Genomic DNA, 19242 nt, shown 5'->3' with positions numbered 1-19242 from the left:
CTCGCTTGCCTCATGACCTGCGCTTGAGGATGTAACTGTCCATGATCCAGCCGTGCCGCACGCGCGCGTCCTGCCGCGCGGCCACGATGCGCGGGCCGGTCTCGGCCAGCGTGCCGGACATGATGATCTGATCGGGCATGCCGAGATAGGCGCCCCACCAGATGTGCAGGCCTTCCGGTTCGAGCGCCTGGAACGCCGTGCCGCCGTCGAGCATCACGACCACGGTGTCGACGCCCCCGGGCCAGCCGCCTTCGCGCAGGCGCCGCCCCGTCGTGACCAGGAACGGCTCGCCGATGTCGTTGAGCGGCAGCGCATGCGCCGCGCAGAGCGCCTGGATCGAGGTGATGCCCGGGATCACCTCGATCTTCGGGACGGGCTCGAACCGCTGTGCGATACGCAGCGAGGAATCGTAGAGCGAGGGGTCGCCCCAGATCAGCAGCGCGACCCTGCCCTCGCGGCCGAGATGGCTCGCGATCGTCCGTGCCCAGACCGCGGCAATTTGGTCGTGCCAGTCGTCGACGCCCTTGCGGTAATCCGCTTCGCCTGCGTCCCGCACCGGCAGATCGAACTCCGCGATGCGCGTCTCCGTGCTGGTGAGCATATCGGCGCAAATCGTCCGCCTGAGATCGGCTAGATCGGATTTCGCGCTGCCCTTGCGCGGGATCATGACGAGGTCGGCCGCGTTGATGGCATTGATCGCCGCCCGCGTGAGCTGTCCGGGATCGCCGCAGCCGATGCCGATCAGCGCGAGCGTCATCATGACGGATGGTCTCCGGCCAGCGCGCCGAACAGGATCACCGCCGCGGTCGAAGCCGCGCCGCCGCGTGCAAGCTGCTCGGCAAGTTCGGCAATCGTGGTGCGGAGCAGACGTTCATCGGAGCGCCCGAGGGATTCGGCGAACAGCGCCGGCGTATCCGGGGCGAGGCCATGCGCGATCAACCTTGCGACGAGCGCCGGAAACGTGCGACGGCCCATATAGACCACGGTCGTGGCTTCGGGATCGGCGAGCGCCGCCCAGTTGAGATTCTCCGGCAGTTCGCCGGTGACATCGGCTCCGGTCACGAACTGCACCCGGCGCGAGGTATGGCGCCGGGTCAAGGGAATGCCGGCCTCGGCGGCGGCGGCACAGGCCGAGGTCACGCCGGGGATGATCTCGTAGCCGATGCCCGCGTCACGTAAAGTTTCGAGCTCCTCCTCCAGCCGGCCGAAGATGCCGGCATCACCGGACTTCAAGCGCACCACGCGCACGCCGGTGGCGGCATAGTCCACCAGCAGGCGGTTGACATGATGCTGCTTGGTGGAGACGCGGCCTGCCCGCTTCCCGACCGCGACGAGATTGGCGCCCGGCCGGGCAAGATCGAGGATCGCGCCGGATGCGAGGTCGTCATAGAGCACGACGTCGGCCTCGCGCAGCCGCGCCGCTCCCTTCACGGTGAGCAGCTCCGGATCGCCGGGACCGGCGGAGATGAAGCAAACGAAGCCGCTCACCGGTCCTCCGCGATCAGATGGAAGAACGTGCCGGTGGCGTGGCCGCGCCGCGAGCCGGTCTCGGCGATGACCGCGCCGGTGGCATCATGCACGATCGCCAGCGCCGTGTCAGGCTGCGTGACGATGGTCGAATAGTGGAACTCATGGCCGCGCAGGCGCGCGCCTGCCTGGTGTCCCGGCATCGGCGCGGCGAGTTCGGCAAGACGATAGCCCAGATGCATGCGCCGCTTGGCGAAGCTCGTCTCCAGTCCGAGCAGGCCCGTCATCTCATGGCGGACACCGTCGGCATCGGTCAAAGCCGTCCCCAGCACCATATAGCCCCCGCATTCGCCGTGCACAGGCCGTGTCTCGGCAAATGAACTCAGCCGGCTGCGAAAGTGTGCATTGGCCGAGAGCTTGCCCGCGTGCAGCTCGGGATAGCCTCCGGGCAGCCAGCAGACATCGGCGCTCATGTCGGGGCCCTCGTCGGCGAGCGGCGAGAAGGTCGAGATCTCCGCGCCCGCCGCGCGCCATGCCTCGAGCATGTGCGGATAGACGAAGGAGAACGCCGCGTCGCGGGCGAGCGCGATGCGCTGTCCGGGCGGCGTGACGTTGAGGCCCCCGGTCGGCGATTGCGGCGGCCAGTCGGTTGCCGATCGCAGCACCGAGTCGAGATCGACATGTTCGGCGACGAAGCGCGCGGCCTCGTCGATCAGCTTGCCGATCTCGGCCTGCTCCTCGGCCTGCACCAGGCCGAGATGCCGCTTCGGCAGATTGATCCCGGCATGACGCGGCAGCGCACCGAACACGGCGATGCCGGCATCGATCAGCGCACGACGCACGAGGTCCTCGTGGCGCGGACTGGCGACCCGATTGAGCACCACGCCCGCAAGCCGCACGCCGGGGCGATAATCGCGAAGACCGGCGGCGATCGCCGCCGCCGTCTGCGCCTGTCCGGATGGATCGATCACCAGCAGCACCGGCCAGCCCAGCATCTCCGCGATGTCCGCGGTGGCGCCGGTGCCGGAGATGCCACGCGTCGCGACACCGTCGAACAGGCCCATCGAGCCCTCGGCGAGCACGACATCGGCATCCGCGCCGCGGCTGACGAGATGGTCGATCGCCGCGCGCCCCATCGCCCAGCTGTCGAGATTGACGGACGCGCGTCCCGTCGCGGCGGCATGAAAGGCAGGATCGATGTAATCGGGTCCGCTCTTGAAGCACTGCACCCGCAAGCCGCGATTGCGCCAGGCGCGCGCCAGCGCCAGCGTCAGCGTCGTCTTGCCGACGCCGGAGGCAGGCGCGGAGATGACGAGGCTTGCAGCCATCAGCGAGGCTCCGGAAAACGCGGCTCCGCCCCGACCGGACGATAGCGGCGGTCATAGTCGGCGGCATAGAGACGACTCTCGTCGAAATCCGCCGCGCCGAGCGTCTTGCCAACGAGAATGAGCGCGGTGCGTTCGAGCTCTGTCCCGACCGCGGCATCGAGCGTCGCGAGCGTGGCGCGGACGATGCGCTGGTCCGGCCAGCTCGCGCGCCAGACGATGGCGACCGGGCAGTCCGCGCCATAATGCGGCGTCAGCTCGGCGACGACCGTGTCGAGCAGATGGATCGACAGATGGATGGCAAGCACCGCGCCGGTCGCGGCGAACGCGGCGAGCGTCTCGCCTTCGGGCATCGCACTGGCGCGGCCCGGCGTGCGGGTCAGCACCACGGTCTGGGCGATCCCGGGCAGCGTCAGTTCGGCTTCAAGCGCGGCCGCTGCGGCCGAGAAGGACGGAACGCCGGGCGTGACCGTGACGGGAATGCCGAGCGCGCGCAGGCGGCGAAGCTGCTCGCCCATCGCGGACCAGATCGAGAGATCGCCCGAATGCAGCCGCGCGACATCCTTGCCGTCCGCGTGTGCCGCGGCGATCTCCGCGATGATCTCGTCGAGCGACAGCGGCGCGGTGTTGACGATCCGCGCGCCCGGCGGGCAATGCGCCAGCACGCCCTCCGGCACCAGCGAGCCCGCATAGAGGCAGACCGGGCAGGACGCGATCAAATCGCGGCCGCGCAATGTCAGGAGATCGGGAGCGCCCGGTCCAGCTCCGATGAAATGCACGGTCATGAATCGTCTCCTACCGCGATCGCGGCGGTCGCGGTGTGATCCTGCGAGATCGCCCGAGTCCCGATCAATCGCGCGCGAGGACCGGCCGCGGCCAGCGCCGCGGCTTCGGCGACCGATCCCGTGCCGAACTTCTCTACAACCAGCTTCGACTGGGTCGGCGTCTCGATGCCGGCCAGCACATCCGGCGGAATCGCCCTGATCGGCACGCCGCATTCGCGCGCGAGCTGCTTCAGCGCCTCCGCCCCGGCCTTGTCGCTCACGGTCGCCACAGCCGCCAGCCCTTCACCTCCGCCGGCCGCGAGAAGCGCCTCGCGCAGCGAGACCAGCGTGACATCCTGCCTGAAACCGAGCCCGGCCACCTTCATCGGACCGCACTCCATTGCACCACCGGGCGCGATGTTTCCCAGGATCGGTAGCGGCCGAGAGGCGCCGCATGCGCGATCTCCACCCGCGTCAGATCGCCGCCATGATGCCGGTGCAGATCGCCCAGCAGCGCTTCCGTCTCTAGCGTCACCGCATGCGCGACGAGCCGCGTTCCCGCCCCGAGCCGTGACCAGACGGCATCGAACATCGCGATATCAAGGCCACCGCCGATGAAGACCGCATCCGGCGCATCCAGCGCCGCGAGAGCTTCGGGCGCGTTGCCCGGGATGACGCTGATCCGATGCGCCAGGCCGAAAGCGTCCGCATTGCTGTGGATGTTGGCGGCGCGGTCCTCGCGCGCCTCGATCGCGATCGCGGTCCCGCCGCACAGCGCCCACTCCACCGAGATCGATCCGGAGCCCGCGCCGATGTCCCACAGTCGTTCACCGGGACGCGGCGCGAGCGCCGAGAGCGCCAGTGCGCGCACCGGGCGCTTGGTGATCTGGCCGTCGTGGACGAAGAGATCGTCCGGCAGTCCGGAACTGCGGGGAATGCCCTGCGCTCCCCGCGCCTCGATCGCGACCGCGATCGGATTGCCGGCGAGATCGCCCGCAAGCCGATCGGCACGATGCTCCCTGATGCGTTCGCGCGGCCCGCCGAGCGCGGCGAGCGTCCAGAAGGCCGAGGCACCCCAGCCCCGCGCGGTCAGCCATCGCGCAAGCTCGGAGGCCGCACTGGCATCGCGCACCAGGCAGATGATCCGCGCGCCGCGCGACAGATGCGGCACGAGGCGCTCGAACGGCGCGGCGTGCAGACCGAGACAAGTCACGGATTCGAGCCGCCAGCCCAGCCGCGCGGCGGCGAGCGAGAATGTCGACGGCGCCGAATGCGCGATCCATTCGCCGGCATCGAGCTTCTCGGCGAGACCCGCGCCGGCGCCGTGCCAGAACGGATCACCGGAGGCCAGCACGACGGTCGGGCGGCCTCGGAAATTCAGCACGGCTTGCGCATCGAACGGCACCGGCCATGGACAGCCACGATCCCTCGCCTCCGCGAGCGCGAGATGCCGGTCACCGCCGAACACGGTTTCGGCTGCTCGCAGCGCCTTTCGGCTTGCCTCGGAGAGCCCGGCAAGGCCATCTTCGCCGATACCGATGATGGTCAGCCAGGGATCAGCCATGACGCGCGCCCTCATTCTGGGCGGAACGGCCGACGCGAGCCAACTCGCGGCGGAGATCGCGCGCGCCGGGCTCGATGCCATCTATTCCTATGGCGGACGTACCCGCGCGCCTGCCGATCAACCGCTGCCGACGCGAATCGGCGGCTTCGGTGGAGCCGATGGGCTTGCCGGCTACATCCGCCGCGAAGCCATCACGCATGTGATCGACGCAACCCATCCTTTTGCTGCCGAGATGAGCCGCAACGCGATCGAGGCGTGCGCGAGCACCGCCACCCCGCTGATCGCGCTCGAACGCGCGCCCTGGACCAAAGCGCCCGGCGACCGCTGGATCGAGATCGCCGACATCGAAGCCGCCGTCGCCGCGCTGCCCGAGGCTCCGGCCAACGTGTTCCTCGCCATCGGCCGCCAACACATCGCGCCCTTCGCAGGCAAGCCGCAGCACGTCTACACGCTGCGCTTCGTCGATCCGCCCGAAGCGCCGCTGCCGTTCGCCGCGAAGGTGATCGTGTCGCGCGGACCGTTCACCTTCGAGGCCGAACTGGACATGATGCGCAAGCGCGACATCGGCTGGATCGTCGCCCGCAATTCCGGCGGCGACGGCGCGCGCGCCAAGATCGGCGCCGCTCGCACGCTCGGCCTGCCCGTGATCATGATCTCGCGGCCGCATCTGCCGGACAGGCACCGCGTGGAGAGCGTCGCCGAGGCGATGCAATGGCTTCGTCATCGGACCTGCCTCGGCGCATAGACCCAGCGGCCGACCCGGCGCGTCTGCGAATTGCCGACGATCACGAGCGTGCGCATGTCGGCCATCTCCGGCCGGGCCTCGTTCAGCGTCACGGTCTCGATCCGCTCCTCCGGCGCGCTGACCGCGCGCGCGAAGATGACGAGCCGTTCACCGCAACCGCCTTCCTTCAGCACCGCGAGCGCACGGCCGAATCCATCCGGCCGGCTCACCGAGCGCGGATTGTACATCGCGATCGCGAAATCGGCGTCCGCGGCAAGCCGCAGACGCTTCTCGATCACCGCCCACGGCTTCAGATTGTCGGAGAGATTGATCGCGCAGAAATCATGGCCAAGCGGCGCGCCGGCGCGCGCCGCCGCCGCCAGCATCGCGGTGACGCCCGGCAGCACGCGGATCGGGAGCTCCCGCCAATCCGGCGCCTGTTCGAGCGCCTCGAACACGGCGGATGCCATCGCGAACACGCCGGGATCGCCGGACGAGACCACGACGACCCGGCCGCCTTCTGCGGCGAGCCGCAGCGCTTCGTGTGCCCGTTGCAGTTCCTCGCGATTGTCGGACGGATGCAGCGTCAATCCGGCGCGTGGCGGAACGCGCGAGACATAGGGCGCATAGCCCAGGATGTCGGTCGCAGCCGCCAGCGCAGCGGAGACTTCCGGTGTGATCAGTGCATCACTGCCCGGCCCGAGGCCTGCGATGGTCAGGGTGCCCGTCATTCGGCGGCGTCCGGATGCCGGCCCTTGCCGTGCACGAGCACGATCGCGAAATAAGGACACTCGGCGGCATCGATGTCGGCGAGCCGCGCGACGCGCTGGTCCGGCATGGTGCCGCGCTCGACCAGCCAGGCATCGTCCAGCCGGCCCGCGGAGGCGAGTGCGCGACGCACCTTCTGCAGGTTGCGGCCGGTCTTCATGACGACGAGCGCATCGGAACCGCGCATGCCCCGCTCGAGCTCGTCCTCGGCCAGCGTGCCCATCAACACGGTCGTGACGTCGTCGCCGAGCGCGATCGGCCGGCCGACCGCGTTCCAACAACCGACCATGCCGGGAATGCCCGCGATCACCTCGATTTCGACACGGCCCTGCAGGCGTGCGTGAAGGTGCATGAAGGAACCGTAGAAATAGGGATCGCCTTCGCAGAGCACGACGACATCGACCGCGCGCGCCAGACGCACCAGACGCTCCGCCCATTCGTCGTGGAAGGCGTCGACCAGGCGCACATATTCCGGAGTGTCGAACGCGATCTCCGTCGTGACCGGATATTCCATGGGATATTCGGTGATGTCGGCAGCCAGCATGCCCTCGACGATGCGGCGCGCCTGGCCGGGCCTGCCCTGCTTGCGGAAATAGGCGACATGCCGGGCGCCGCGCACGGTGCGATCGGCGCGCACGCTCATGAGATCGGGATCGCCGGGACCAAGACCGCAACAGATGATGCGTCCCATCGTCATTCGCTCCGGCTTGCCAATGCGTTCACGGCCGCAACGGTGATCGCGGAGCCGCCGAGACGCCCCACGACGGTCAGCGCCGGCACCGGCGGCTCGACCATCAGCGCGGCCTTGGATTCGGCGGCGCCGACGAATCCGACCGGACATCCGATGATCGCCGCCGGCCGCGGACAATCGCGATCCTCCAGCATGTTGAGCAGGTGGAAGAGTGCGGTCGGCGCGTTGCCGATCGCAACCACCGCGCCATCCAGATGCGGCCGCCACAGTTCGAGCGCCGCGGCCGAGCGCGTGTTGCGCATGGATTGCGCCAGCGCCGGCACGGATGGATCACCGAGCGTGCAGATAACGGCGTTGCCGGCCGGCAACCTGGCACGCGTGATGCCTTCCGACACCATCCGGGCGTCGCAGAGGATCGGCGCGCCCTTCTGCAACGCGGCGCGCGCCGCAGCGGCCATGCCGGGCGTGAAGCGCACATTCGCCTCAAGGCCCACCATGCCGGCGGCATGGATCATCCGCACCACCACCTGTTCTTCGTCAGGCGCGAAACGCGCCAGATCCGCCTCGGCCCGGATCGTGGCGAAGGATTGCCGGTAGATGGCCGCGCCATCGGTTTCATAGACATGCGCCATCAATGCCCTCCCATCAGGATGGAAGGATCGCGTACGATGTCGCCGCCGTTCAGTCCACGCAGCATGGGTTCGTCGCGCGTCGATCCGCCACGGACGAGATCGAATCCGGCGCGTGTCGCCACCAGCGTGACCGCGGCCGCGCCGGAATGGGCGCAGCCCTTGGCACAGCCGGAAACATGAAGCCCCAGGCCCGCTCCGATACGTGGTGCGAGCGCCGCAGCCAGTGCGCGGGTATCGGCATGCGCCTCGCGGCAACGCGGCGCGCCGCTGCAGGCCACGACGCGCAGCGCGGGATCGTAGGGCTCGGTGATCAGGTCGGGCGCTGACGGCATCACCCGCTGACCTTCACTCAGGACCATGCGCCAGGGCGTCATGCGCAGCGCATGCCCGTCATCGGCGAACTGCCTGAGCGTCGCATGCGGCAACTGCCCGAACGCAACACCGACCATCGCGCCTTGCGGATAGAGGCCGGGGCGTGCCGCGGGGCTGATCGGCGCAGGTTCGGCCTTGCCGCACAATGCGTCGGGCAGAGCCTTGCCGGTCGCAAGATGCGCCGCCATCCGCCCTCGCCCGCCGGTCGCACCACCCGAGGTCACGAACCAATCCGCCAGCGCGAGCGCAACCGTCACCGCCTCTGCGCGCGCGACCGAGCGGCCGAATTTCGCGCCATCCGCCCGCACCAGGAGTTCCCCCGCATGATCGCGCTCGATCCGCACATCCGCGGAATCACCGGCGAGCACGCGCGAGGATCCGTCATCGACGGCAAAGCCGAATTTGGTCGGAAGCGAAAGCGCGCTGTCGGCGAGCGCCTTCTCGAGTTCGGCGGCAAGCGATGGCGTCGCATCGCCGCCGTTCCAGAACGGCGTGACCAGGATGTTGCGCCGCGCTTCCGTCGCCTCGTCAGGGTCGAGCAAGGCCAGACGCGCGAGGCCATCGAGCAGCGCATGGTGACTGCCGGGGCTGACGCCCCTGATCTGGAGATTGGCACGGCTCGTGACATCGATCAGACCATTGCCGCAGCGCGCGGCCAGTTCGGCAAGCCCGGCGATCTGCGCCGGTTCGAGCCGTCCGCCGAACGGACGGACCCGAACCACGAGCCCGTCCCCCGATTGCATCGGATGCAGCGCGCCCGGGCACCACCCCTTGATCGCTACCGCGCTCATGAGACCTCCCGCAACGACGCGGCGATCGAATTCCGACGCGTTCGCCAGAGCGAGGCCTCGTTCAGGCGCGTGAAGCACGTCTCCATCGCAGTCAGCGCCGCCGGGTTTTCCCGCGCCATGAAGGCGCGGACATCGTCGTTGCCCAGCGTCGCGTTATAGTAGAGATCGAACAGATGCGGCGGCACGGCGTCGGCCAGATGCGCGAAGGCGGCCATATGTTCGAGCGTCGCCGTGATCTCGGCCGCTCCACGAAAGCCGTGGCGCATCATGCCGGCGATCCAGGCCGGATTGACCGCGCGGGCGCGAACGACGCGCGAAATCTCTTCCGTCAGCGTGCGCGCATGCGGCTGGTCCGGCCGCGTCGCGTCGAGATGATAAAGCGACGGCGCAGGCGCGCCGAGGTGCTTGGCCGCCGCGGCGATACCCGCTTCGTGCGCGGCATAGTCGGCAGCGAGCAGCAGATCCGTCTCCGGCAGATCCTGGACATGGACGAACGCATCGGCGGATGCGAGCCGCGCCTCGATGCCGGCACGATCCGGCTGCATCCCGCCATCGGCCGACACCGCCCAGGATGACGCCGACAGCCAGGCTTCGCCCGCAGCATCCCGCGTCTCGGCCGTGAAGGCATCGGGGATCGCCGACAGGCCGACACCATATTGTCCGGGACGCGGCGCGAACACGCGCGCCGTCCGATGACGGTATGGATTTTCGCTGCCCTCGTCCTCGCGTGCCGACAGCGCGTCGGCGGCCGCCTCGAACAATTGCGCGAGGCCCGAGAAGACATCGCGGAACAGGCCCGACACGCGCAGCGTCACGTCGATGCGGGGACGCCCGAGCTCGACCGGCGCGATGATGTCGTAGCCGGTGACGCGGCCGGACGCATGATCCCAGCGCGGCGCAAGGCCGGCCAGATGCAGCGCCATCGCAAACTCCTCGCCTGCGGTGCGCATCGTCGCCGAGCCCCAGAGGTCGACGACGAGTCCCTTCGGCCAGTCGCCGTGATCCTGCAGATGACGCCGCAACAGCTCTTCCGCGAGCTTGACGCCCTGTGCGTGCGCCGACGGCGTCGGCACGGCGCGCGGATCGACGGCGAAGAGATTGCGTCCCGTCGGCAGCACGTCCTGGCGCCCGCGATAGGGCGAGCCCGACGGTCCCGGCGCAACGCGCTGCCCGGCCAGCGCGTTGCGCAATGCATCCCGCTCCGCCTCGCCGCAGGCGCCGCGCCCGAACACGTGCAGGCCGTCGCCGAACTGGCTCTCCTTGAGATCGCAGACGAAGCGATCGATCCGCGGGATCGCTTCCGCGGGCGCGGCCGATGCATCGAGACCGAGATCGTCCTCCAGTCCCGCCGTGCGCGCCTCGTCCCGGATCTCCGCGATCAGGCGCTGGCGCCGGGCGGGGTCGAGACCATCGGCGGTCGAATATTCGTCGAGCAGACGTTCGAGCCGCCGCAGTCCTTCCGGCACCGCGGAAGCCGCGAGCGGTGGCGGCAGATGACCGATCGTGACGGCCGCCGTGCGCCGCTTGGCTTGCGCGGCCTCGCCGGGATCGTTGACGATGAAGGGATAGATGACGGGGAGATCGCCGATCAGGGCTTCCGGCCAGCAGCTTGACGACAGCGCCACGGATTTTCCGGGCAACCATTCCAGCGTGCCATGCGCCCCGATGTGAACGACGGCATCGAAGCCCTGCTCCCGGAGCCAGAGGTAGAAGGCCACATAGGCGTGGCGCGGCGTGCGGGAGAGATCGTGATAGTCGGCATCGCGCGTGATGGCATCGCCGCGCTCGGGCTGAACCGCGACGATCGACGCGCCGCATGCGATGGCGGCGAAATGGAACGCGCCGTCGATGCAGTTCGGATCGTTTTCAGGCTCGCCCCAGGCCTGCGCGAGATCGTCCTGCAGTGCCTGCGGAAGACGCGAGAGCGCCGCGCGATAGTCGGCAGCGCTCCAGGTCAGCCGCTGCGTCAGCAACATCGCACCGAGCGCGTGGACCGGCGCAACATCGAAGCCGGCCCCGGAGAGATCGGACAGCAGCACCTCGACCGACGCAAGCGCGTCGAGGCCGACGGCATGCGCGATCTGGTGTGGACGACCGGGATAATTGGAAAGCGCGATCGCGAGCCGCTTCTCGCCCACCGGCTTTTCGGCAAGGCTCCGCCACGCCGAGATCCGCGCCGCGATGGCATTCACCCGATCCTTATCCGGACGATGCGCCAGATGCGAGAACTGCAGATCCGGGTCGCGATCCCCGGCCGATTTGAAACTCACCACGCCGGCGAACAAGCGGCCGTCGACCTCCGGCAGCACGACATGCATCGCGAGATCGCCGGGCGACAGGCCGCGCAGCGATTCCGCCCAGTCCTCGCGCCGTGCCGTCGACAGCGCGACCTGGAACACCGGACATGCGGCGGCATCGAATGGCGTTGTGCCGTCGTCGCCGATCGCGGAGAACGCCGTCGCGTTGACGATCGCTGCGGGTGGATGCGTCGTCAGATGATCGCGCAGCCACTCCGCGACGCCCGGCGCCTTCAGCGAGGTGACGAACACGCCGTACGCATCGAAGCCGCGCGCGCGCAACGCGGCGATCAGCGCATCGGCCGGCCCGGTATCGGCCGCGGTGAAATAGGAGCGATAGAACACGACCAGTGCACGGCGCTTGCTTTCGCCGTGCGGAGGGGCCGCGATGACGCCGCGCGCGGGATCGTAGAAGCCCATGTCGGGAACGACCATCTCTCCGACCACCGGTCCGGCATAGAGACCGCAGGCCAGCGAGAGCTGGGCGATCGCGGCCTGGGCCGCGACCGGGCCACCGGTGTCGCAGAGCACCTTGAGCCGCCGCAAGGTCGAAACCGGCAGGGTCGAATAGGCATCGAGCCGCGTGTCGTCGCGGCCGTCGGCCGGCAGCACGGCCAGCACGATGCCGCGGTCCCTTGCCAGTTGATGCAGGGCGGTCAGCCCGTAGGACCAGTAGGATTCACCGCCGATCAGGCGCACCAGGATGCCGCGCGCGTGCGACAGCGTCCGCTCGATATAGGTGTCGACCGACAGGGGATGGCGCAGTTCCGCGAGATTGGCGAGCCGCAGCGACGGCAGGCTGCCGCGGCCGCGCCGCCAGCCTGCCGCGAATGCCGCAAGGTCCGAGTCCGAGAACGAGAGCGCCACGAGATCGGCCGGATCCTGGCCGATGTCCCTTGGCGTCGCTGTCTCCTCGAGACCGCGGCTCTCGCGGAAGACGACATGCATCAGATACCAAGTCCCGCTCTGATCGCGACTTCGTCGATGTCACCATGCTCGCCGATCACCACCAGCTTCGACTGCCGGCTGCCTGCGCCCCAGGGCTTGTCGAACTGGTGCCGCACACGCTCGCCGACCGCCTGCAGCAGCAAGCGCATCGGCTTGCCCGCGACCGCGATATAGCCCTTGGCGCGCAGCACGTTCTGCTCGCGCGCGAGACGCTGGATCGATGCGACCAGCTGATCCACATCCGCAACCTCGGGAAGATCGATCACGACGGACGCGAAGTCGTCGTGCTCGTGATCTTCCTCGCCGTCATGATGCGAGGGACGTGCGGCGAGATCGTTCTCCGCCGCAGCGCCGAGGCCGAGAATGACGCGCGCGTCGATCGCGCCGTCGGTCACCGGCAGCATCGGCACGCGGCGCGGCATCTCGGCGGTGATCGCGGCCTTTGCCGCTTCCACTCCCGCCGCGCCTGCAAGGTCGGCCTTCGTCAGCAGCACGATATCGGCACAGGCGATCTGGTCCTCGAACACTTCCGACAGCGGCGTCTCGTGATCGAGATTTTCGTCGGCTGCGCGCTGCGCCTCGACAGCAGCGGGATCGGGCGCGAAGCGGCCCGCGGCAACGGCCTCGGCATCGGCGAGCGCGATCACGCCGTCGACCGTGATGCGCGAACGGATCTCCGGCCAGTCGAACGCCTTGAGCAGCGGCTTCGGCAGCGCCAGGCCCGACGTCTCGATCAGGATGTGATCAGGCTTCACCGGCCGCGCCAGCAATTGCTCCATGGTCGGAATGAAATCGTCGGCGACGGTGCAGCAGATGCAGCCATTGGCGAGTTCGACGATGTTCTCTTCCGGACAGTTGGCATCGGCGCAGGACTTCAGAATCTCGCCGTCAACGCCTTCGCTGCCGAACTCGTTGACGAGCACGGCCAGCTTCTTGCCGTTGGCATTGGCGAGCAGGTGCTGGATCAGCGTGGTCTTGCCGGATCCCAGGAAGCCGGTGACGACGGTGACGGGGACTTTTGCGAGCGAATTCATTCTGCGGCCTCTGGCACGATGGGAACGGGAGGAATGCGGGCAAGCGACTGCTTGCGGAAGATTTCAGGACGGCTGCGCCACGGCACGAGGCCATCGGGAGCGGCTGCATAGGCCGCGGCGCCCGCGACCACGTCCTGTGCGTTGGCCTCGGAGAGGCGGCCATAGACATATGACCAGCGGCCGGGCGCGCTGAGCGCGACCGAACAGCCCTGGCTGCATGCGGACAGGCATTCGACAGGAACCACATTGACGCCGTCGGGCACGCCGGCCTCGAGGATCGCGCCATGCAGGCGCTTGCCGGGGGTCGCCTCGCCCTCGGCCGGTGTCTGGCCGGCGCGGCAGGTGATACAGACGTGAAGTGTGACGGCCATCGCCTCTTCCAGAATAAACATCGGGAGGCGATGAGGCGCACGGACCTTGGTTCGAGAGGCCCGTTTCCCCGTCGCGGAACACCCCGTCCACCGGTCCAAAATCGTCCGCGCTGGCAGGTCTCCCGGCTTGCGGAGCAGGGTTTTTGCCCTCGATACCCGCCTTCCCGATCCCCTTCGGGGGGTCAGTGGCTTCGGGCATCTCTCCGGTCACGGTCGCGGGGGCGGCTGCATTTTGAACCCGGATCTTGCCGATTCGGACCCTATCGCATTCCCTCTTCGCCTGTCATAGGACAGGAACCAACGCCGGCCCACCATTTGCCCCCGGCTGCCACTTGTCAAGCCGAAGGACCCCGTCCGATGACGCCTGAACCGGAGACGCAAACCACCGCGGATACCGACGCCCGGCACGCCCAAAAAATGGCGAAGATCAAGGTCGCCCGCGACAAGATCATGGCCACCAAGAGCGGCGAAAAAGGCCTCATCATCGTCCACACCGGCGCCGGCAAGGGCAAGTCGTCCTCGGCCTTCGGCATGATCGTCCGCTGCGTCGCCCACGGCCTGCCCTGCGCGGTCGTGCAGTTCATCAAGGGGGCCTGGGACACCGGTGAACGGCGCCTGCTCACCGGCCATTTCGGCGACCTCTGCCAATTCCACGCGATGGGCGAAGGCTTCACCTGGGAAACGCAGGATCGCGCCCGCGACATCGCCGCCGCGCGCGCCGGCTGGGAGAAGGCCAAGGAGCTGATCGCCGATGAGCGGCTGCGCATGGTCGTGCTCGACGAGATCAACATCGCGCTGCGTTATGACTATCTCGACATCGCAGAGGTCGTCGACTTCCTGAAAACGCAGAAGCCGCCGATGACGCATGTCGTCCTCACCGGCCGCAACGCCAAGGATGAGCTGATCGAGATCGCCGACCTCGTGACCGAGATGACGCTGGTCAAGCATCCCTTCCGCTCCGGCATCAAGGCGCAAGCCGGCGTCGAGTTCTGAGACACATTCGCCATGGCGCGCGCGTTGATGATCCAGGGAGCCGGCTCGGACGTGGGCAAGTCGCTCATCGTCGCCGGCCTCGCGCGCGCCGCAAGGCGCCGCGGCCTGCGCGTGCTTCCCTTCAAGCCCCAGAACATGTCGAACAACGCCGCCGTCACCGTCGACGGCGGCGAGATCGGCCGCGCCCAGGCGCTCCAGGCGCGCGCCGCCGGCGTCGAGCCGCACACCGACATGAACCCGGTGCTGCTGAAGCCGGAAACCGACATCGGCGCGCAAATCGTCGTGCAGGGAAAACGCATCGCGACCGCACGTGCGCGCGAATACGCGGCGATGAAGCCGCAGCTGATGGGCGCGGTGCTGGAGAGTTTCGAGCGGCTGAAGGCGCGCGCCGACCTCGTGCTGGTCGAAGGCGCCGGCAGCCCGGCCGAAGTGAACCTGCGCAAGGCCGACATCGCCAATATGGGCTTCGCGCGCAAGGCCGAAGTCCCCGTCGTGCTCGTCGGCGACATCGACCGCGGCGGCGTGATCGCCCAGCTCGTGGGCATCAAGACGGTGATCGACCCGGACGATGCCGCGATGATCCAGGGCTTCCTGATCAACAAGTTCCGGGGCGATCCCACGCTGTTCGACGACGGCTACCGGCTGATCGAAACGAAGACCGCATGGCGCGGCTTCGGCGTGCTGCCGTGGTTCGCGCGCGCCGGCGAGCTGCCGGCCGAGGATGCGCTGGGCCTAGCCGACGCGCGGAAGCCGGGCCAGTGCAAGATCGCATGTCTCGCGCTGTCGCGGATCGCGAATTTCGACGATCTCGATCCGCTCAAGCTCGAGGCGGGCGTCGATCTCGTGATGGTGCGTCCGGGCGAAGCGATCCCCGGCGATGTCAGGCTCGTCATCATTCCCGGGTCGAAATCCACCCGCGGCGATCTCGCCTTCCTGCGCACGCAGGGCTGGGACATCGATCTCATCGCACATCACCGCCGGGGCGGCCATGTGCTCGGCCTCTGCGGCGGCTATCAGATGCTGGGACGGAGCGTCGCCGATCCGGACGGGATCGAAGGCCCAGCCGGCGACACGCGAGGCCTCGGACTTCTGGACGTGACGACGGTGATGAGTGCGCAGAAGACGCTGACGCGCGTTGCGGCCGTGCACGCCGCAACGGATCAGCCGATCGAGGCCTACGAAATCCACATCGGCCGCACCGATGGGCCGGACCGCGCACGCCCGTTCGCGACATTGAGCGGCGAGCCGGAAGGCGCGATCTCGGGCGACGGGCGCGTGCAGGGCAGCTATCTGCACGGCCTTTTCACCTCGGATGATTTCCGCAAGGCGTTCCTGGCGAAGCTCGACATTCCCGCGGGCGACGAGCCCTATCACGCCAGGGTCGAGAGCGCACTCGATGCACTGGCCGACCACATCGAAAAGCATCTCGACGTCGACGGCCTGCTCGCGCTAGCGCGCTAATCCATCGGCAAGACGCGTCCATTCGGCGTCGCCCCCGGGAAGCCCGAGGCGCAGCCACGCCGGATTCCGCGCGAACACGCGCGACCATATCTGGATGCGTGCGAGCTTCTCCTGCACAGCCATCGCGTCCGCCGTCTCGTAGAGACGAAACAGCGGCGTGCCGCCGACGAGCCGCCAGCCCTGCGCTTGCGCCATGGCGTCGAGGCGAACACAGTCGCGCGCGAGGCGTGCCGACGCATCCCTGGCCCAGGCGTCGTCGCGCAATGCGCGACGGCCGATTGCGATTGCCGCGCCCGACACCGGCCATGGACCGGACATGGCCGCAAGCGCGGCGATGTCCGTCGCGTTGCCGATCGCAAATCCAAGCCGCAGCCCCGCAAGACCATAGAACTTGCCGAACGAACGCAGGACCAGGAGCCCCTGCCGATCCGCCTCTGGCGCGAGCGATAGATGCGGATCCGCATCGGCAAAACTCTCGTCGATCACGAGACGGCCGATACGCGGCAGCAGCGCCAGCAGATCCTGCGGCGCATGACACCGTCCGTCCGGATTGTTGGGATGGACGACGACAGCGAGATCAGCGCCCGCCAGCGCGTCGAGATCAGCGACTTCCTCGACGTCCCACCCCGCGGCGGAGAGCACGCCTGCATATTCATTGTAGGTCGGTGCGAGGACGCGCGCGCGGCCGCGTGATGCGAGTTGCGGCAGCAATTGAATGGCGGCCTGCGCGCCGCCCAACGCGAGAAGCGGCGCCCGCGTGCGATAGGCATGATGTGCCGCCTGATGCAGGGTCTCGATCTCGGCGCGCGACGGCAACGCACTCCACGCGCGCAGGCTCACATCACCCACCGGATAAGGCTGCCGGTTGATCCCCGTCGAGAGATCGATCCAGTCCTCCGCGCGACCGCCGAAACGCTGCTGGGCCTGATCGAGATTTCCGCCGTGCTCGCGCATGTCCCGTTCTTTCACGCGAAAGCCAGGATCGCAAGGATGCCGGCAAGGAGCAGCATCGCACGGCGATAGATCGTCAGCCCGGCAGAGATGTCGGCTGCCAGCGGATCGCGCGCGCCCTCGTTGAGCCAGGGCTCCTTCGTGATGCTGCCGTGATAAATCCGCGGGCCGCTGAGCCGCACGCCCAGCGCGCCGGCCATCGCGGCCTCCGGCCAGCCGGCGTTGGGCGAGCGATGGCGGTTCGCATCGCGCGTCATGCACGACAGCGCCTGCAAGAGCCCGGGAGCGAGCAGCACGAAGAGGAATCCGGTCAGCCGAGCCGGAATGAAATTGGCGACATCGTCGATGCGCGCGGCGGCCCAGCCGAACGCCTCGTGCCGCTCGGAGCGATGGCCGATCATGGAGTCCAGCGTGTTGATCGCCTTGTAGCCGAAGATACCAGGCAGACCGAACAGCGCACCCCACAACACCGGCGCAACGATGCCGTCGGAGGCGTTCTCGGCAAGGCTCTCGATCGCCGCGCGCGCAATGCCGGCCTCGTCGAGCACGGCGGGATCGCGGCCGACGATCCGCGAAACCGCTTCGCGGGCACCCGCCATGTCTCCGGCCCGCAAGGGAGCGGCGACCGCGGCGACGTGATCGTCGAGCGAACGCAGCGCGACCAGCGGCCATGCCAGGATGCCCACCAGAACGATCTGCATCCAGCCCGGCGCCAGCACGGATTGAATCACCCAGCCGAGCCCGGCCGACAGGACGATGACGACGAGTGCGCCCGCGATTCCCGCGGCGCGGCGCAGCGCCGGCGGATCCGATGAACGATTCCAGGCGGTGTCGATCGCGGCGATCAGCCGGCCCAGCCAGGTCACGGGGTGCCCGATCCGCGCGAACAGCGGCGACGGCCACCCCATCAGGGCATCCACCGCCATCGCCACCGCCATCGCGCCCGCAAAACCCACGCCGATCTCCCGTTCCGATCCGCCCCTGTTGCGCAAAGCGGGGCACGAGCGCAAGCCCCTCGGCTGCCGATTTCGGCTTTGTCTTTGGCTGCGTTTGGTGATTAGTGCTCGCTGACAGGAGACCTTCATGGCCGTCATCTTGATCACGGGCGGAGCGCGATCGGGCAAGAGCCGGCACGCGGAGACGCGCACCCGCGCCTTTCCGGGACGGCCCGTCTATGTCGCGACGGCCGAAGCGCTCGACACGGAAATGGAAGACCGCATCGCCAGGCATCGCGCACGGCGCGGAACCGACTGGATCGAACGCGAGGTGCCGCTGGACCTGGTGCAGGCGCTGGCCGCAACCGACGGCGGCGGCGCAAGGCTCGTCGATTGCCTGACACTGTGGCTTTCCAACCTGCTCCACGCCGAGCGCGACTGGGAGCATGAGACAACGGAACTCGCCCGCGCCCTGCCCGGCCTGAAGAGCCCCGTCGTCTTCGTCACCAACGAGGTCGGCCTCGGCATCGTGCCGGACAACGCGCTCGCGCGCCGTTTTCGCGACGCCGCCGGGTTCATGAATCAGGCCATAGCCGCGGTTGCCGACGAGGTCGAGTTCGTCGTCGCGGGCTTGCCGATGAAGCTGAAATGATGCCGCGCGTCGAACTCCTGCGGGACGTCGTCGCCGATCTCAGGATCGCGGCGTCCTTCGTCACGATCGTTCCGGTGGCATCGTCGAAGCCGGCCGCCGATGGCGCGATCGCGCGTGCGACCTGGGCGCTGCCGGTCGCGGGACTGCTGGTTGGTCTCACAGGCACCGCCGGCTACGCGGTCGCGACTAAATCGGGATTGCCGCCGACGACAGCCGCGCTAATCGCGCTGGCCGTCACCGTCCTCGTCACCGGCGCACTGCATGAGGACGGCCTCGCCGATACCGCGGATGGACTCGGCGGCGGCCGGACGCGCGAGCGCAAGCTCGAGATCATGCGTGACAGCCGGATCGGAACCTACGGCGCCTGCGCGCTGATGCTGTCGTTCGGCCTGCGCTGGAGCGCGCTCGCGGCGATCGCCGATCCCTGGGCCGTGATGCTGGCGCTGTGCGCGGCGCATACTTGAAGACCAGATTTTAAATCATATAATTTAGGAGTGGTAGG

19 protein-coding genes, 1 pseudogene and 1 riboswitch are annotated in these 19242 nt (G+C 68.5%); of the genes and pseudogenes, 5 read left to right on the top strand and 15 right to left on the bottom strand.

Features of this window, described 5'->3' with window-relative positions; translation table 11 throughout:
• Positions 1-10 precede the first annotated feature (10 nt).
• From cobF to cbiE, 6 genes are read right to left on the bottom strand one after another with little or no spacing between them, the layout of a single operon-like run.
• Entirely contained in the window at positions 11-760 is a 750-nt protein-coding gene (gene cobF / locus QM712_RS13055; RefSeq protein WP_415023513.1) for a precorrin-6A synthase (deacetylating), read from the bottom strand.
• A complete protein-coding gene (cobA, locus tag QM712_RS13050; protein WP_415023512.1) occupies positions 757-1488 on the bottom strand; it encodes a uroporphyrinogen-III C-methyltransferase in 732 nt (243 codons plus the stop codon). Before cobA ends, cobF begins: the two co-directional genes overlap by 4 nt.
• A complete protein-coding gene (locus QM712_RS13045) occupies positions 1485-2795 on the bottom strand; it encodes a cobyrinate a,c-diamide synthase (RefSeq protein ID WP_415023511.1) in 1311 nt (436 codons plus the stop codon). Before QM712_RS13045 ends, cobA begins: the two co-directional genes overlap by 4 nt.
• A complete protein-coding gene (gene cobM, locus QM712_RS13040; protein WP_415023510.1) occupies positions 2795-3577 on the bottom strand; it encodes a precorrin-4 C(11)-methyltransferase in 783 nt (260 codons plus the stop codon). The genes QM712_RS13045 and cobM overlap by 1 nt, the downstream gene beginning before the upstream one ends.
• Positions 3574-3942, bottom strand: a complete 369-nt coding sequence (locus QM712_RS13035) for a cobalamin biosynthesis protein (protein ID WP_415023509.1) — start codon at positions 3940-3942, stop codon at positions 3574-3576. Before QM712_RS13035 ends, cobM begins: the two co-directional genes overlap by 4 nt.
• Positions 3939-5120 (bottom strand): precorrin-6y C5,15-methyltransferase (decarboxylating) subunit CbiE, encoded by a 1182-nt coding sequence (gene cbiE / locus QM712_RS13030; RefSeq protein WP_415023508.1) that lies wholly within the window; start codon positions 5118-5120, stop codon positions 3939-3941. The genes QM712_RS13035 and cbiE overlap by 4 nt, the downstream gene beginning before the upstream one ends.
• Here cbiE and QM712_RS13025 point away from each other — a divergent pair.
• A complete protein-coding gene (locus tag QM712_RS13025) occupies positions 5119-5865 on the top strand; it encodes a cobalt-precorrin-6A reductase (RefSeq protein WP_415023507.1) in 747 nt (248 codons plus the stop codon). The two genes, cbiE and QM712_RS13025, sit on opposite strands and share 2 nt — an antisense overlap.
• Here QM712_RS13025 and cobJ read toward each other — a convergent pair.
• From cobJ to QM712_RS12990, 7 genes are read right to left on the bottom strand one after another with little or no spacing between them, the layout of a single operon-like run.
• Complete coding sequence (cobJ, locus tag QM712_RS13020; protein WP_415023506.1) at positions 5841-6575, bottom strand: precorrin-3B C(17)-methyltransferase; 735 nt, start codon at positions 6573-6575, stop codon at positions 5841-5843. The two genes, QM712_RS13025 and cobJ, sit on opposite strands and share 25 nt — an antisense overlap.
• Positions 6572-7303 (bottom strand): precorrin-2 C(20)-methyltransferase, encoded by a 732-nt coding sequence (locus tag QM712_RS13015; RefSeq protein WP_415023505.1) that lies wholly within the window; start codon positions 7301-7303, stop codon positions 6572-6574. The genes cobJ and QM712_RS13015 overlap by 4 nt, the downstream gene beginning before the upstream one ends.
• 2 nt (positions 7304-7305) lie before the next feature.
• Positions 7306-7935: a precorrin-8X methylmutase gene (locus QM712_RS13010; RefSeq protein WP_415023504.1), complete on the bottom strand. Its 630-nt coding sequence runs from the start codon at positions 7933-7935 to the stop codon at positions 7306-7308.
• Positions 7935-9098: a precorrin-3B synthase gene (gene cobG / locus QM712_RS13005; RefSeq protein WP_415023503.1), complete on the bottom strand. Its 1164-nt coding sequence runs from the start codon at positions 9096-9098 to the stop codon at positions 7935-7937. The genes QM712_RS13010 and cobG overlap by 1 nt, the downstream gene beginning before the upstream one ends.
• A complete protein-coding gene (gene cobN, locus QM712_RS13000; protein WP_415023502.1) occupies positions 9095-12343 on the bottom strand; it encodes a cobaltochelatase subunit CobN in 3249 nt (1082 codons plus the stop codon). The genes cobG and cobN overlap by 4 nt, the downstream gene beginning before the upstream one ends.
• On the bottom strand, positions 12343-13377 hold the full coding sequence (cobW, locus tag QM712_RS12995) for a cobalamin biosynthesis protein CobW (RefSeq protein ID WP_415023501.1): 1035 nt from the start codon (positions 13375-13377) through the stop codon (positions 12343-12345). Before cobW ends, cobN begins: the two co-directional genes overlap by 1 nt.
• The gene (locus QM712_RS12990) at positions 13374-13748 is read right to left on the bottom strand and encodes a DUF1636 family protein (RefSeq protein WP_415023500.1); all 375 of its coding nucleotides are present in this window, start codon (positions 13746-13748) and stop codon (positions 13374-13376) included. The genes cobW and QM712_RS12990 overlap by 4 nt, the downstream gene beginning before the upstream one ends.
• 94 nt (positions 13749-13842) lie before the next feature.
• Positions 13843-14065, bottom strand: a riboswitch (cobalamin riboswitch).
• A gap of 40 nt (positions 14066-14105) precedes the next feature.
• On the opposite strand from QM712_RS12990, the gene cobO reads away from it, so the two are divergent.
• Positions 14106-14741 (top strand): cob(I)yrinic acid a,c-diamide adenosyltransferase, encoded by a 636-nt coding sequence (gene cobO, locus QM712_RS12985; protein WP_415023499.1) that lies wholly within the window; start codon positions 14106-14108, stop codon positions 14739-14741.
• Positions 14742-14753: 12 nt separating this feature from the next.
• Positions 14754-16202 (top strand): cobyric acid synthase, encoded by a 1449-nt coding sequence (locus QM712_RS12980; RefSeq protein WP_415023498.1) that lies wholly within the window; start codon positions 14754-14756, stop codon positions 16200-16202.
• Here QM712_RS12980 and cobD read toward each other — a convergent pair.
• Both cobD and cbiB read right to left on the bottom strand, forming a co-directional pair.
• Entirely contained in the window at positions 16191-17156 is a 966-nt protein-coding gene (cobD, locus tag QM712_RS12975; protein WP_415023497.1) for a threonine-phosphate decarboxylase CobD, read from the bottom strand. The two genes, QM712_RS12980 and cobD, sit on opposite strands and share 12 nt — an antisense overlap.
• Before the next feature lie 11 nt (positions 17157-17167).
• A complete protein-coding gene (cbiB, locus tag QM712_RS12970) occupies positions 17168-18109 on the bottom strand; it encodes an adenosylcobinamide-phosphate synthase CbiB (protein ID WP_415023496.1) in 942 nt (313 codons plus the stop codon).
• Between the two features lie 127 nt (positions 18110-18236).
• On the opposite strand from cbiB, the gene cobU reads away from it, so the two are divergent.
• Together cobU and QM712_RS12960 are read left to right on the top strand one after the other, a co-directional pair.
• Entirely contained in the window at positions 18237-18740 is a 504-nt protein-coding gene (gene cobU, locus QM712_RS12965; RefSeq protein WP_415023495.1) for a bifunctional adenosylcobinamide kinase/adenosylcobinamide-phosphate guanylyltransferase, read from the top strand.
• Positions 18737-19201 (top strand): annotated as a pseudogene (locus QM712_RS12960) (adenosylcobinamide-GDP ribazoletransferase); the annotation flags it as partial. The gene cobU and the pseudogene QM712_RS12960, both read left to right, overlap by 4 nt.
• Positions 19202-19242: the final 41 nt, after the last annotated feature.

The sequence above is a fragment of the Bradyrhizobium sp. genome (assembly GCF_047605465.1).
Taxonomy (GTDB): Bacteria; Pseudomonadota; Alphaproteobacteria; order Rhizobiales; family Xanthobacteraceae; genus Bradyrhizobium.
Note: the sequence above shows the minus strand (reverse complement) of the source record. Positions and strands in the feature narration are given on the sequence as shown.

Coding starts and splice junctions, on each gene's coding strand:
- cobF (WP_415023513.1), bottom strand. CDS start 760: ATGATGACGCTCGCGCTGATCGGCATCGGCTGCGGCGATCCCGGACAG.
- QM712_RS13045 (WP_415023511.1), bottom strand. CDS start 2,795: ATGGCTGCAAGCCTCGTCATCTCCGCGCCTGCCTCCGGCGTCGGCAAG.
- cobM (WP_415023510.1), bottom strand. CDS start 3,577: ATGACCGTGCATTTCATCGGAGCTGGACCGGGCGCTCCCGATCTCCTG.
- QM712_RS13035 (WP_415023509.1), bottom strand. CDS start 3,942: ATGAAGGTGGCCGGGCTCGGTTTCAGGCAGGATGTCACGCTGGTCTCG.
- QM712_RS13025 (WP_415023507.1), top strand. CDS start 5,119: ATGACGCGCGCCCTCATTCTGGGCGGAACGGCCGACGCGAGCCAACTC.
- cbiE (WP_415023508.1), bottom strand. CDS start 5,120: ATGGCTGATCCCTGGCTGACCATCATCGGTATCGGCGAAGATGGCCTT.
- cobJ (WP_415023506.1), bottom strand. CDS start 6,575: ATGACGGGCACCCTGACCATCGCAGGCCTCGGGCCGGGCAGTGATGCA.
- QM712_RS13015 (WP_415023505.1), bottom strand. CDS start 7,303: ATGGGACGCATCATCTGTTGCGGTCTTGGTCCCGGCGATCCCGATCTC.
- QM712_RS13010 (WP_415023504.1), bottom strand. CDS start 7,935: ATGGCGCATGTCTATGAAACCGATGGCGCGGCCATCTACCGGCAATCC.
- cobG (WP_415023503.1), bottom strand. CDS start 9,098: ATGAGCGCGGTAGCGATCAAGGGGTGGTGCCCGGGCGCGCTGCATCCG.
- cobN (WP_415023502.1), bottom strand. CDS start 12,343: ATGCATGTCGTCTTCCGCGAGAGCCGCGGTCTCGAGGAGACAGCGACG.
- cobW (WP_415023501.1), bottom strand. CDS start 13,377: ATGAATTCGCTCGCAAAAGTCCCCGTCACCGTCGTCACCGGCTTCCTG.
- QM712_RS12990 (WP_415023500.1), bottom strand. CDS start 13,748: ATGGCCGTCACACTTCACGTCTGTATCACCTGCCGCGCCGGCCAGACA.
- cobO (WP_415023499.1), top strand. CDS start 14,106: ATGACGCCTGAACCGGAGACGCAAACCACCGCGGATACCGACGCCCGG.
- QM712_RS12980 (WP_415023498.1), top strand. CDS start 14,754: ATGGCGCGCGCGTTGATGATCCAGGGAGCCGGCTCGGACGTGGGCAAG.
- cobD (WP_415023497.1), bottom strand. CDS start 17,156: ATGCGCGAGCACGGCGGAAATCTCGATCAGGCCCAGCAGCGTTTCGGC.
- cobU (WP_415023495.1), top strand. CDS start 18,237: ATGGCCGTCATCTTGATCACGGGCGGAGCGCGATCGGGCAAGAGCCGG.